This is a genomic window from Pseudomonas sp. CFBP13508 (assembly GCF_005233515.1).
GTDB lineage: Bacteria > Pseudomonadota > Gammaproteobacteria > Pseudomonadales > Pseudomonadaceae > Aquipseudomonas > Aquipseudomonas mercuritolerans.
Map to the genome: position 1 here is coordinate 80,152 of NZ_QFZZ01000007.1, position 13,132 is coordinate 93,283.

A 13,132-nucleotide genomic window follows, 5' to 3' on the forward strand; every position below is an offset into this window, starting at 1 on the left:
GCAGGCCCGCTCCCACCTTTGGAATGCGTTCCCTGTGGGAGCGAGCCTGCTCGCGAAGAGGCCGGCAGCCTTAGCGCAAAATAATCAGCTGCCCCAACACCCGATGCTGCTCAAACCCCAACACCCCCTGCAACGAATTGAGCACTGCTTGCGGGTCCTTGCTCGGAAAGCTGCCGCTGATCTTGCGCGCCGCCAGCTCATCGTTGAGCAGCACAATCCGCCCCGGGTAATAGCGGCGCAGATCCTCGACGACTTCGCCCAGCGTGGTCTTGTAGTAAGTCAGCCAACCCTGACGCCAGGCCAGTTGCGCTTCACTGTCCACGGCATGCAGTTTTTCCGCAGAGCCGTCGGCATAAGCGACCTGCTGCCCGGCAGTGAGAATCTGTTGTTGGCCATGCTCGTGCGCCGTCACCGCGACACGTCCGGCCAACACCGTCACTTGCGCGCCATGAGGTTGCCGGCGCACTTCGAACTGCGTGCCGAGCACCCGCGCCTCGCCCTGTTCCGCCGCCACCACAAACGGATCGCCAGTGTGAGTGACGCTGAAGAAAGCAGCGCCTCTGATCAATTTCACGCGGCGCTGGCCATGACTGAAATCCACAACAATCGCGCTATCGGCATCCAGCGTCACTTGCGACTGATCGGCCAGTGTCACCGTGCGAATTTCGCCAGGTGCCGAGACATGATCGGCGCGCAGATCGTCGAGCCAGCGCTGCGCCTGCCACCCCGTGCCGAGGCTGACCATCAACAGCAGACACGCCGCCAGCGCCAGCGCGCCCGACCAACGCAACATCGGCGAGCGACGCGGGGCGTCCATCGCCTGCAGATAACCCTGCAGCGCGAGCGCATCTTCATCGGCCAGCGTGCGCGCGGGGCTTTCGCTGAGTTCCCAGATCACCTGCGCCTGCGCATACGCTTGGGCATGGGCCGGGTCGGCCCGCAGCCATTGGCTGAAGGTGAGCTGATCGCCAGTGCTCGGGCGGTCATGCAACAGGCTCAGCCAGGCCAGCGCGGCCTGCTCCTGGGCCGGCGTCGGTGTGATCGGATCGGATGGCTTCACGGTGCTTTCCCTGGCAGGCGTGGCGCGGGGTCGCGCAGGCTGGCCTTGCAGGCCTCGAGGGCGCGCATCATATGTTTTTCCACGGCACTTTGGGACAGGCCCATGGCCTTGGCGATCTCGGCGTACTTGCGCCCGTGAATGCGATTGAGCAGAAAGATCTGCCGCGTGCGCTCGGGCAAGGCGCGCAATGCTGCTTCGACGTGGCGCAGATCGTTGCCCGCTTCCAGCGCGGCCTGAGGCTCACTGCCGTGGCTGTCGGGTTCGTCCGGCTGCCAGCCTTCGTTGACCCGCGTGCGCGTGCCTTCACTGCGCAAATGATCGATGGCGATGTTGCCGGCGCAGCGCAGCAGATAAGTGCTGAGCTCTTCGACCTGCACCAGCGGCCGGCGCCAGAAACGCAAAAACAGATCCTGGACCAGATCCGCCGCCGTCGCCCGACAACCGACGCGCCGATTCACCAGCGCCTCCATTTGCGCACGCTGGGACAGAAACACCTGAAGAAAATGCGCACGCGCGCCACGCGCTTCATCGTCACGCGATTCCGGTGGCAGACCGATCAGCACTTCAGCACTGCGCCCAGGCGGCGACCGGGCTCGCCAGCAGGCTCAACCCGGCCAGGGCCATGGCCAGACGCGGGCGATACGGCAGCAACAGCACCAATGCCAAAGCGCTGAGCATCAGCACCGCGAACCAGTCGACCAGACCGAAACTCCAACCACTGGCCGCGACCGCCGCCCACAGCGAAAGCGCCAGCAACAGCCATCCCGCCAACGCCAGACCCTGACGGCGGCGTGTCGACGGTTTGGCGCCGAGCAATTCGGCATGATGGCGTGGCATCGACAGGCACAACGCGGTGAAGCCGGCATAGGTGAGCAACAAGGCCAGCAGCATCAGTTGGCCCCCTGTTCGACTGTGATCGAGCGAGGCGAAGAACTTGCTTTGCGAACGCTGACGCGCTCGCCCGCACGCTGCATCTTGCGTGCAGCCCAGCCAAGAAAAAGCCCCGTCGCCAGACACGTCAGATCAAATCCGGCCAGTGCCCAGTCGCGCTGCATCAGGGTCGCGCCAAGATTCCACGGCGTAGTCAGCGCATTGATCAGCGGCACCGCGATAAACAGCGCAGCGCCGAGCGTCAGCTGTTCGATCCACGCCTTGCGTCCCGGACGCAACACCGCGTGCACCACGCTCAGACCCCAAGCCATGAAAAACGCATTCACTTCCCAATCGGCCCGCCCTGCCAGACTCACCGGCAGCAGTCGATTGGCCAAAAAGAACACCGCCACCGCCGATACCAGGCCGGCCATGCTGGCGATATTCAGCACCTCGACCAAGCGCAATTCGAACGGCAGCGCCGCGCTTTTCACGTGCTTGAGCTGCCGCTTGCCGAGCCAGATCACCAGCCCGGTGCCAATCATCGCCGTGCCGGCCAATCCGCAAACGAAATACAGCCAGCGCAACAGCGGCCCGGCGAAATGGCCCATGTGCAAACCGTAAAACGCGCCACCCACCGCCATCGCTACGGGTTGATCGGGTGTACTGCTCAGAAGCTGCCCGGTGACGCCGTTGAACGTCACCGCCCGGCCGAAATCATGCACCACCCGATCGCCCGCGCGGGACAGCACCACCGTGGCGCTGGCATCGCCCGGATTGCTCACCGACAGGCGCGCGGTGTGGCCGCCCGACCATTGCTCGCTGGCCTTGGCCAGTAGCGGCGCCATGGCGGTCAGCGGTGCGGCGACATCGGCGCGCTCGGGCGTCTTCGAGGCGGGAAAGACTTCGTCGTAGAACTTGCGCACGTCGCTGCCGTAAGAGGCAACGATGCTCGCCGGCATAACCATCGACATGAAAATCACCAGGCTGCTGTAAGTGATCATCAAGTGAAACGGCAGCACCAGCACACCCACGGCGTTATGCCCGTCGAGCCAGGAACGCTGGCCCTTGCGCGGGCGGAAGGTGAAGAAGTCCTTGAAGATTTTCTTGTGGGTGATGATGCCGCTGATCAACGCAACGAACATCACCATTGCGGCGATGGTCGCCAGCCAGCGCCCCCACGGGTAAGGCATCTGCAACTGGAAGTGGAAACGGTAAAAGAACTCGCCGCCCATGCTTTCGCGGCCCTGCACCTCGGCCCCGGTCTGAGCGTCGAGAGTTCGGGATTCGAAGCGGCCGCGCTCGCCGGGTTTGCCCGGCGCCTGCTGCCAGCGCACCTTCAGACCGGGGTCGCGGGCATCGGGCAAATCGATCAGCCAGCGCGAGGCACCGGTGGCGTGTTGCTGCAGATAATCTTGCGCCAGCGCCAGACTCGCTTCGCTATCAAGCGAATGTGCAGCGATTTCCGGCTGCATCCAGTGGCTGATTTCATCTTTGAAATAAGCGAGCGTGCCGGTGAGAAAAATCGCGAACAGCAACCAGCCGAACACCAGCCCGGCCCAAGTGTGCAGCCATGCCATCGCCTGCCGGAAGCCCTCTTTCATGCCAGCCCCAGACCGCGCGCGGCACCGGAAACGGTGGCGAGAATCACGCTCGGCACCAACAGGCCGACCCACGCCGACCACGCGCTGCGGCAGGCAAAGCACCAGAGCACTGCGACCAGATAGACCAGAAAGGACACGGTCATGCCAGTGACCACCGCTTCGGCGCGGTTCAGCGGCAGCCACAACGTCAGGGTGACACTGGCCAGCGCCGCGACCAGATAGCCGCCGAAAATCGCCGCCAGCACTCGCGAAGTGACGGCCAGACGATAGGACATGGGAAGAGTGGCGAGTTTGCCTTTCATGTTTCGACCCTGAAACGAAAAACGTTCGGCCGACAAGCCGAATCTACAGGCGAGCAATATTAATGATAAATATTCTCATACGCAAAAGCATCTGATTGCCGGACACTGTCGTCAGCCTCTACAATGCGAAACGTTCTTGTTCTCTAATGCACGTTCTCTACGCAAGTTTTGCGTCCGGAGTGATTTCGTTGCCGCCCGCCCATCCCGTCGAATCGCTCTACCACGCTCATCACAGCTGGCTCACCGGCTGGTTGCGGCGCAAGCTCGGCTGCCCGGACAGCGCGGCGGATCTGGCTCAGGACACGTTTATCAAGGTGCTGACCGCTCGCGAGCCACCGCTGATCATCGAACCGCGCGCCTTTCTCACTACGCTGGCCAAGCGCGTGCTGTTCAATCATTACCGGCGCCAGGATGTGGAACGCGCCTACCTCGAGACGCTGGCGCAAATGCCGGAAATGGTCGCGCCGTCGGAAGAGCACAAAGCGATCATCCTGCAGACGCTGGTCGAACTCGATGAGCTGCTCGACGGTTTGCCGCGCCAGGTCAAACGCGCATTCCTGCTCGCTCAGGTCGATGGTCTGACTTATCCACAGATCGCCGCAGAACTGGGTATTTCGGTGGCCACGGTCAAACGCCATTTGAACAAAGCGGCCATGCGCTGCTATTTCGCCCTGTGAATCGGGTGCCGGATTTCTCCGCGCAAGTCGCCGAACAGGCGGTGCACTGGCTGCTGGAAATGCAGCAGGGCACGCTGAGCCCGCGCCAACAACAGGCCTGGCAACAATGGCTGGACGCGCACAGCGAACACCGCCGGGCGTGGGAACACATGCAACGGGTCAACCAGCGCCTACGCGGCGTGGCGTCGCCGTTGGCCCACGCGGCGCTGAATGGGCCGAAGTCGGGCAGCCGCCGTCAGGCGTTGAAAATGTTGCTGATTCTCGGTGCCGGCTCAGCAGCGACCTGGGGCCTGCGCGAGCACACGCCACTGCCATCGCTGCTCGCCGATTACCGCACGCCGGTCGGCCAGCGGCGCAAGATTGCCTTGGGCGGTGCCGATTCGTTGCAGCTCAATACCGCCAGCTCGGTTGATGTTGATGGTGCGCAGCGGTTGATTCGTCTGCTCGAGGGCGAAATGCTGTTGAGCGCTGCAAATCCGTTCGAAATACGCACAGCACACGGCGTGCTGAAAACCCAAGATGTGCGCCTCAATGTGCGGCAGTTTGTTGATCGCACGCAGATCGCCCTGTTTGAAGGACGTGTCGAACTCATCGTCGAGCACCGCGCGCCGATGCTACTGCCGGTCGCGCGGCAGTTGAGTTTTACGGCCAGCTCCGTCAGCGCGGCCAAACCACTGGACGCCAACAGCGGTGCCTGGACTGACGGCATGCTGGTCGCCGCCCATATGCGCCTCGGCGATTTCCTCGAAGAGCTTGGCCGTTATCGTCGTGGGCAGCTGCGGTGCGACAGCAAGGTTGCCGATCTACTGATTTCCGGGACGTATCCGCTGGATGACAGCGAGCGGATTCTCGACCTGTTGCAGATCAGTCTGCCGGTGCAAGTGAAGCGCTTTACCCGTTATTGGGTGAGCGTCGAAGCGCGGGTTTGAACAGCAAGATCAAAAGATCGCAGCCTTCGTGTAGGAGCTGCCGAAGGCTGCGATCTTTTGATTTTTAAAAAAATGAGCCGTTTTTCAAATCTGGCGTGACAGAGAAGGAAAGCCCCCTTGATTCCACCTTCTCAGGATCATCCACATGCAGCCCACCCGTCTTACGCCACTGACCCGCAGCCTGCGCAATCTTCTGCTCGGCGCCAGCCTGAGTTTCACCGCCCTGCCCGCTGCGCTGGGCGCCGAGGCCAAGGTTTATCACATCGCCCCGGCGTCGCTGGAAACCGCGCTGAACCAGTTTGGCCGGGAAGCCGGCGTACTGATTTCCTTCGGTTCACAAGTCACCAGCGGTGTGCAGAGCCGGGGTCTTGAGGGCAATTACACGACGCAACAAGGCCTCGATGCCTTGCTCGAAGGCACCGGCCTGCAAGCCCGCGCCGAAGGCGACAATGCCTTCAGCCTGCAACCGCTGGCTGACGCGGCGCTGGAGCTGGGCACCTCGACCGTGGTCGGCGACTGGCTCGGCGACGCGGCGCAGATCAACGTCTTCGAACACCCGGGCGCGCGCGATGTGATCCGCCGCGAAGAATTCGAACGCCAAGGCGCGACCCAGGCCCGCGATGTGCTCAATCGCATCCCCGGTGTGAATGCGCCGGAGAACAACGGCACGGGCAGCCATGATATGGCGCTGAACTTCGGCATTCGCGGTTTGAATCCGCGCCTGGCCGCACGCTCGACAGTGCTGATGGACGGCATCCCGGTGCCTTTCGCGCCGTATGGTCAGCCGCAGCTGTCGTTCGCGCCGATCAGCATGGGCAACATGGATGCGGTGGACGTGGTGCGCGGCGGCGGCGCGGTGCGTTATGGCCCGCAGAACGTCGGCGGCGTGGTTAACTTCGTGACCCGGGCGATTCCCGACGAGCCAACGGTCAAGGGTGGATTCCAGACTGAAACCAGCCCATCGTCGAGCCACGACGGTTTCAAGACCAGCGCCAATCTGCTGGCCGGCGGCACCAACGCCAACGGCCTCGGTGGTGCGCTGTTGTACTCCGGCACCCGTGGCGGTGACTGGCGCGAACACAGCGATACCGAGATCGACGACCTGATCCTCAAGGGCAAGTACCAGCTCGACGAGGCCAACAGCTTCAACGCCATGGCCCAGTATTACGAAGGCAAGGCCGACATGCCCGGCGGTCTCAACGTCGCCGATTACGATGCCGATCCGTATCAATCGACGCGGCCGAAAGACCAGTTCTGGGGGCGCCGCACGATGTTCAACTTCGGCTATCGCTATCAGGAAGATCGCCGCGAATTCACCGCCAACACCTTCTTCACCAAAACCCTGCGCAGCGGTTATCTGGACCAGGGCACATTCCTTTCGTTGTCGCCGCGCGAGTATTGGGTACGTGGTCTGGAAACCCGTTTCGCCCAAGGCTTCGATCTGGGTCCTAGCAGCCACGAAGTCGGCGTCGGCTACCGCTACATCAACGAGGCCGGCCACGAACTGCGTTATCGCACGCCGATCAGCGCCAACGAATACCCGACCACCAGCAGCCGCAACGACCGCGACACTCGCGGTGGTACCGAGGCCAACGCATTCTTCGTCGATGACCGCATCGACATCGGCAAATGGACCATCACTCCGGGCGTGCGCTACGAGATGATCGAGTCGCAACAGACCAACAACCTGACCAACGTCAAATACAAGGGCGACTACAACACCGCGCTGCCGGCGCTGAACGTGCTGTATCACCTCACCGACAGCTGGAATCTGTATGCCAACACCGAAGGCTCGTTCGGCAGCGTGCAATACAGCCAGATGCCCAACCGCGTGAGCAGCGGCGAAGTGAAACCGGAAAAGGCCCGCACCTGGGAACTCGGCACGCGCTATGACAACGGCGCCCTGCGCGCGGAAATCGGTGCGTTCCTGATCAACTTCGACAACCAGTACGAAAGCAACCAGACCAACGACTCGGTGATCGCTCGCGGCGAAACCCGCCATCAGGGCATCGAGACCAGCGTCAATTACGCGCTCGACGACTTGAGCCCGGCGCTGGCCGGTTTCGATGTCTACGCCAGTTATGCCTATGTCGACGCAACCATCCGCGAGGACGGGCCGAACAAAGGCAACCGCGTGCCGTTTTCCTCCAAACACAAAGGCACGATCGGCGTCGGTTATACCGAAGGGCCATGGAAGCTGAATCTGGACAGCAGCTTCCAGAGCGACCAGTTTGCCGACAACGCCAATACATCGAAGGAAAGTGCCGACGGCAGCACCGGCAAGATCCCCGGTTACATGCTGTTCAGCAGCCGCGCCGGGTATGACTTCGGACCGCAGTTGTCTGATCTGAACGTGGCGGTAGGAGTGAAGAACATCTTCAACACGCAGTACTTCACACGCTCGTTCGATGACAACAACAAGGGCAAGTACGTGGGTGAGCCGCGGACGGTTTATGTGCAGACTTCGGTGGCGTTCTGATCGCAACCCATTGAAGATCAAAAGCCCCTCACCCTAACCCTCTCCCAGGGGGAGAGGGGACTGACCGAGGTGTATTTACGATTTGCGCCCGCCTGCAATATCGAGCCGAACGCTGGACTTGAAAACAACCGGATCGACTCCCTCTCCCTCGGGAGAGGGAACTGACCGAGGTGTATTTACAATTTACGCTCGCCTGCAATATCGAGCCGAACGCTGGACTTGAAAACAACCGGAATCGGCCCCCTCTCCCAGACGGAGAGGGAACTGACCGAGGTGTATTTACGATTTACGCTCGCCTGCAATATCGAGCCGAACGCTGGACTTGAAAACAACCGGGTTCGGCTCCCTCTCCCTCGGGAGAGGGCTGGGGTGAGGGGCTACGATCTCAAACCCTGCCGCGAAACAACCAACAGCCCAAACAAAAAAAACGGGCCTGCATCAGCAGGCCCGTTCTCCTTTGGTGACTTGTGATCTCAGCGCATCAACTGTTGATCGCTGCCTGTTCGTTCTCGTCGAATTCTTCCGCCAACAGCTTGTCATTGGCCTTGCCGGTAAACGGCACTACAGCGGCGCGTGGTTTACCTCGCAGTTTGCCGAACAGGTGCTCCAGTGCGTGCTCAAGTTTTTCGGCAGCGCCGTCGATTGCCAGTTCCAGCGAATCGGCTTTGTGGGTCACGGAAATCGGTTGGTGGCCTTTTGGCCGCGCTTCCAGTTGGCAGCGCAAGTCATGGGGACCTGGTTTGTCACCGTTCTCGTCGCTCAGGTGGACTTCGACACGGGTCAGGTCTTCTTCATAACGTTCGAGCGTGCTCTCAATAGTTGTACGTACCCACTCCTCCAGTCGCTGACTACTTTGAATATGGTTATCGCTGTTGACTTGGATTTGCATAGTTCATCCCTTATTTCAGCTAGCTCGCTGGAGGCCTTGAAGTGAATTTCCTGACCTCCTGGTTACAACAATCGGCCCGACTGCCGAACATTTCAACCCCTGAAAAAAGAAAAATATTCATTCGCAAAAAAAGCCGGACAACCGAGCGAGGCGCTGTTAATGTCGGGAGTTGGGTCGACCCGCTCCGCAGAAAAATCTGCTCACATCTGCTGCTCATTCAGCGGGTGAAGACTGCGGAAAATTCCCGCCTCCTCCACCAGCCAGTCATGCACAGCGCGCACGCCCGGATGGCTCAACGCCCCCGGCGCATACAGCAGCACATACCGTTTATGGTTGGGCACCGACAAGCCGAACGGCACGATCAATGTGCCGCGCTCCAGCTCATCGTTGAGCAACGTGCGCCGGGCAATCGCCACGCCCATGCCGGCGATCGCCGCTTCGATGGTCAGGTGATTGCGATTGAAAGTGTGGCCGCGTCGCACATCGGCGCCTTCGAAGCCGATCGCGTTCAAATAGAACTCCCATTCCGCGTATTCGTAACTGCCACGCCAGGCAGTGATGTCGTGCAGCAGCGGGAAATGCACCAGATCCGCCGGCCCGTGCAACGGCGGTCGCCCGCGGAGCAGGCTCGGCGCGCACACCGGGAAAATCTGCTCGTCGAGCAAGGCTGTGGATAACAATCCGGGGTAACTGCCATCGTTGAGGTCGATGGCCAGATCGAAATCGCCCTCATGCAGCGGCACGCTGCTGTCCTCGGCCACCAGGCGCAACTGGATATCCGGAAAGCGTTGCTGCAAGCGCGGCAGGCGCGGAGTCAGCCACTTGCCGAGAAACGACGGGATCGAACGCAACCGCAGAGTCCCGCTGATCATCCCCGCGTCGAGTCGGCGCAATTCGGCATCGATGCTGCCATAGGCTTCGTTGACGGTAATCGCCAGCCGCTGCCCCTGCGCACTCAACTCAACGCCCCGCGCGCGCCGATGAAACAGGCGAAAGCCCAGGCGTTCTTCCAATTGACGAATCTGCTGGCTGACCGCGCCCGGGGTGATGTGCAGCTCTTCGGCACAACGGGTGAACGACAGGTGCCGAGCGGCACAGGCAAATACCTGCAGCCAGACATAGGTCTGGGCATGCAATTGACGACTCATTGTTTAGTCCTGCTAAAGGCTGTCTTAGGAGGTTTCGTTGGTCACCTCGAACCGAGGCAGGCAGTATCGCCGACATTGCGCTTGTCCGACAAAAAATGGCAGCGATTCCTACTCCATTGCTTGTGAGGGTTTAGCATGGCTATCAGTGTTTTCGATCTATTCAAAGTCGGCATCGGCCCGTCCAGTTCCCATACCGTCGGTCCGATGCGCGCAGCGGCGACGTTTGCCCAGGCTTTGATCGATCAGCATCTGCTCAACGATGTGCGACGAGTTGAAATCCGTTTGTACGGTTCGCTGTCGGCCACCGGCATTGGCCATGCCACTGACCGCGCCACGGTCATGGGCCTGATGGGCGAGTGGCCGGACAGCATCGATCCTTCGACCATCGATCCACGCATCCAGCAACTGCGCGAAACCGGGCAACTGTCCCTAGCCGGTCAACGTGCAATTGCTTTTGACTGGCAGAGCGATCTGCTGCTGCTCGACGAGAGCCTGCCCTACCACCCCAACGCCATGTCGCTGAGCGCCTTTGGCGCAAGCGCCGAGCTGTTCACGCAAACCTATTACTCGGTGGGCGGCGGTTTCATCGTCGAAGCGGCTGAAGCCGAGTCTGGTGTGGCGCCAACCAGCGACGTGGTGTTGCCCTATGATTTTTCCAGCGCCGCCGAACTGCTCGCCCTGTGCAAACAACACAATCTGCGCGTGTCCGAACTGATGATGGCCAACGAGCGCGCCTGGCGCAGCGACGCCGAAATCCGTCACGGCCTGCTGCACATCTGGTCGGTGATGCGCGAGTGCGTCGAACAAGGTTTGCGCCACGAAGGCATCCTGCCCGGCGGTCTGAAAGTACCGCGTCGCGCAGCGAAACTGCACCGCAGCCTGTTGGAAATCGGCAAACCGAATGTGATCAGTTCGACTCTGTCGGCGATGGAATGGGTCAACCTGTTCGCTCTCGCGGTCAATGAAGAAAACGCGGCCGGCGGGCGCATGGTCACCGCGCCGACCAATGGTGCTGCCGGGATCATTCCGGCGGTTCTGCACTACTACATGAAATTCAACCCGGATGCGTCTGACGATGACGTCGTTGCGTTCTTTCTAGGCGCAGCCGCAGTCGGCATTTTGTGCAAGAAAAACGCATCGATCTCCGGTGCCGAAGTCGGCTGCCAGGGCGAAGTCGGTTCGGCTTGCGCAATGGCCGCCGCCGGCTTGGCCGACGTCCTCGGCGCGACACCGGAGCAACTGGAGAACGCTGCCGAAATCGGCCTGGAACACAACCTCGGCCTGACCTGCGATCCGGTCGGTGGTCTGGTGCAAGTGCCGTGCATTGAGCGCAATGCCATCGCGGCGGTGAAGGCGATCAACGCCACGCAAATGGCCCTGCGCGGCGACGGCAATCACTTTATTTCCCTCGACCGGGTGATCCGCACCATGCGCGACACCGGCGCCGACATGCACGACAAATACAAGGAAACTTCACGAGGCGGGCTGGCGGTGAACTGGGTGGAGTGCTGATCGGCCTGATTGCACTGTCAGCGATCATCGGCCCATTCCTGCCCTGAAAACGCGCCATAAAAAACGGCGAGCCCCGAGGCTCGCCGTTTTTTTTCGCCGTGTTTATTGTTCGACAATTTTTCCGGCATGCCCCTTGCTATATCACCCTTGAGGCAAACGGACATTGCAAACCTCAGCGAACGAGATGCCAGTGGTCTGGTGTTGCGAACCAAATCAGATCATGGCCGGTCAACAACTGCACGTTCAATCAGGCGGTGACGCATCATGGACAACCCATTTCAAATCATTACCGATGCTTTCGCGCCGGACTATCAGATCAATCTGAGCATTCAGGGCCTGGACGGCAGCATCATGTTGACCCTGTCCAATGCCGGCCGCATCGTGGCCAAGCGCATGATCAGCGCCGAACAGCGCAACGATCCCGAGCGTTTGAAACGGCTGGTACAAAGCATCCAGTTTGGCATCGCCATCGAACAGGGCCACAGCGCCATGTCGATTCTCGAGGCCATGACCAGCTGCGCCGGGCTGACCCCGCCACCGCCACGCGTCAAAGGCCAGCCGGGCCAGGCGGCGGGTCTTTAGAGCTCGCCCTTCTCCACTTCCGGATGCTCGCTGGAGCCCGTGCCGATCTTGCGCTGCGGGTTCTCGATCTTCACGGAAGGGAATTGCGACGAAGCGTAACGCACCACCAGGATCGCGAACGCCAGCAGCAGAATGCCGCCGCACAGGTAGATGATGCCCATGTCCGGCGGGTTGTGGTGCGAGACGTTGGAGATCAGCAGGCGCGTCAGCGCGGTGATCGCAACGTAAATCAGAAAGCGCACCGGCATATGGTTGGTCTTGAAATAAATCCCGACCATCGCGCCCAGTTCCAGATAGATGAACAGCAACAGAATGTCATCGATCTTGATGTGCCCGACTTCGAGCATGCCGAGGAACTCCATCACCGCCGCCCACGCCGTCACCGCACCGATGGCGAACAGCGCCAGATAGTGGAAGGTTTCGACGAACAGGTTGCCCAGGGACTCGGCCAGTTGATGCACGTTACGCCGCAGTTTCTCGGCCCAGTTTATTTTCACGATGAGTTTCCTTAGCCCGTTTCGGGCGGATGATGCGTATCGCACGTGACGGTTTTGCGCGCGCGCCTTGTTGCAATGGTTTTCATGCAGGTTCAGGGCCACGCATCATGGCGATCCGCCGCAAATCCCGCGCCGTGGCGTTTGGTCGCACCGCTAGAGTTTCTGTGGGAGCGAGCCTGCTCGCGAATAGCAGCCACCCCGTCCCCTGACAAACGCCAAATCCGGTCTACATTGAAAAGCCACTACCCATGGCGCAGGGATTCGCTTATCCTTTTCGCTGTATATGGATACAGTAGTCGTCAAGACAACTTAACGTGAAGGCATGTGAGGTGGTGAATGGCCGTCGAAGTGGTATACCGCAGCAGCCGAGATCTGGAGCGCTTGTTCATGGATAAAGCCGAAGCTGATCGTCATGACAAAATGCTCGAACTGGCCGAATATCTGGCCGATGTGCTGCAAAAAGCCGTTCCGTCCCTGACCGAACAGCAAGTGGAAGAAGCCGGGATCTACATGGCGAAGAATCGCGATGTGTTCGCCCGGGCATTCAAGAGTCAGCCCGATGCGCTGTCGGAGCTGATCAACG

At 60.8% G+C, this 13,132-nt stretch carries 13 protein-coding genes and 1 pseudogene; 6 read left to right on the top strand and 8 right to left on the bottom strand.

The features are described from left to right. Positions 1-70 precede the first annotated feature (70 nt). The 5 genes from PspCFBP13508_RS19690 to PspCFBP13508_RS19710 are packed head-to-tail and all read right to left on the bottom strand — an operon-like array spanning position 71 to position 3,836. Entirely contained in the window at positions 71-1,060 is a 990-nt protein-coding gene (locus PspCFBP13508_RS19690) for a FecR family protein (RefSeq protein ID WP_137215466.1), read from the bottom strand. Beyond that, complete coding sequence (locus PspCFBP13508_RS19695) at positions 1,057-1,623, bottom strand: RNA polymerase sigma factor (RefSeq protein WP_016771621.1); 567 nt, start codon at positions 1,621-1,623, stop codon at positions 1,057-1,059. Before PspCFBP13508_RS19695 ends, PspCFBP13508_RS19690 begins: the two co-directional genes overlap by 4 nt. 1 nt (position 1,624) lies before the next feature. Then, positions 1,625-1,951 (bottom strand): DUF3325 domain-containing protein, encoded by a 327-nt coding sequence (locus tag PspCFBP13508_RS19700; protein WP_122610800.1) that lies wholly within the window; start codon positions 1,949-1,951, stop codon positions 1,625-1,627. Continuing rightward, positions 1,951-3,534 carry a PepSY-associated TM helix domain-containing protein gene (locus PspCFBP13508_RS19705; RefSeq protein ID WP_137215467.1) on the bottom strand — a complete coding sequence of 528 codons (1,584 nt, stop codon included), beginning with the start codon at positions 3,532-3,534 and terminating at the stop codon, positions 1,951-1,953. Before PspCFBP13508_RS19705 ends, PspCFBP13508_RS19700 begins: the two co-directional genes overlap by 1 nt. Beyond that, positions 3,531-3,836: a DUF3649 domain-containing protein gene (locus PspCFBP13508_RS19710; protein ID WP_041479671.1), complete on the bottom strand. Its 306-nt coding sequence runs from the start codon at positions 3,834-3,836 to the stop codon at positions 3,531-3,533. The genes PspCFBP13508_RS19705 and PspCFBP13508_RS19710 overlap by 4 nt, the downstream gene beginning before the upstream one ends. A gap of 146 nt (positions 3,837-3,982) precedes the next feature. Here PspCFBP13508_RS19710 and PspCFBP13508_RS19715 point away from each other — a divergent pair, with 146 nt between their 5' ends. The 3 genes from PspCFBP13508_RS19715 (at position 3,983) to fecA (ending at position 7,921) form a co-directional block, all read left to right on the top strand. Further along, complete coding sequence (locus PspCFBP13508_RS19715; RefSeq protein ID WP_137215468.1) at positions 3,983-4,513, top strand: sigma-70 family RNA polymerase sigma factor; 531 nt, start codon at positions 3,983-3,985, stop codon at positions 4,511-4,513. Continuing rightward, positions 4,510-5,442, top strand: a complete 933-nt coding sequence (locus PspCFBP13508_RS19720; protein ID WP_137215469.1) for a DUF4880 domain-containing protein — start codon at positions 4,510-4,512, stop codon at positions 5,440-5,442. The genes PspCFBP13508_RS19715 and PspCFBP13508_RS19720 overlap by 4 nt, the downstream gene beginning before the upstream one ends. A 145-nt stretch (positions 5,443-5,587) precedes the next feature. Next, the gene (fecA, locus tag PspCFBP13508_RS19725) at positions 5,588-7,921 is read left to right on the top strand and encodes a TonB-dependent Fe(3+) dicitrate receptor FecA (protein WP_137215470.1); all 2,334 of its coding nucleotides are present in this window, start codon (positions 5,588-5,590) and stop codon (positions 7,919-7,921) included. Between the two features lie 481 nt (positions 7,922-8,402). Here the strand turns inward: fecA and PspCFBP13508_RS19730 are convergent, their stop codons facing one another. After that, positions 8,403-8,810, bottom strand: coding sequence for an HPF/RaiA family ribosome-associated protein (locus tag PspCFBP13508_RS19730; protein ID WP_130910818.1), 408 nt, complete (start codon positions 8,808-8,810; stop codon positions 8,403-8,405). Between the two features lie 200 nt (positions 8,811-9,010). Continuing rightward, positions 9,011-9,958, bottom strand: coding sequence for a LysR substrate-binding domain-containing protein (locus PspCFBP13508_RS19735; protein WP_016771630.1), 948 nt, complete (start codon positions 9,956-9,958; stop codon positions 9,011-9,013). A 135-nt stretch (positions 9,959-10,093) separates the two neighbouring features. Between PspCFBP13508_RS19735 and PspCFBP13508_RS19740 the strand changes: the two genes are divergently transcribed. Together PspCFBP13508_RS19740 and PspCFBP13508_RS19745 are read left to right on the top strand one after the other, a co-directional pair. Beyond that, positions 10,094-11,470 (top strand): L-serine ammonia-lyase, encoded by a 1,377-nt coding sequence (locus tag PspCFBP13508_RS19740; RefSeq protein WP_137215471.1) that lies wholly within the window; start codon positions 10,094-10,096, stop codon positions 11,468-11,470. A 264-nt stretch (positions 11,471-11,734) separates the two neighbouring features. Continuing rightward, complete coding sequence (locus PspCFBP13508_RS19745; protein ID WP_137215472.1) at positions 11,735-12,052, top strand: DUF3509 domain-containing protein; 318 nt, start codon at positions 11,735-11,737, stop codon at positions 12,050-12,052. Here the strand turns inward: PspCFBP13508_RS19745 and PspCFBP13508_RS19750 are convergent. Then, positions 12,049-12,549, bottom strand: a complete 501-nt coding sequence (locus tag PspCFBP13508_RS19750) for a phosphate-starvation-inducible PsiE family protein (RefSeq protein ID WP_016771633.1) — start codon at positions 12,547-12,549, stop codon at positions 12,049-12,051. The genes PspCFBP13508_RS19745 and PspCFBP13508_RS19750 overlap by 4 nt on opposite strands. A 336-nt stretch (positions 12,550-12,885) precedes the next feature. On the opposite strand from PspCFBP13508_RS19750, the pseudogene PspCFBP13508_RS19755 reads away from it, so the two are divergent. Then, positions 12,886-13,125, top strand: a pseudogene (locus tag PspCFBP13508_RS19755) (YebG family protein); the annotation flags it as partial. Positions 13,126-13,132: the final 7 nt, after the last annotated feature.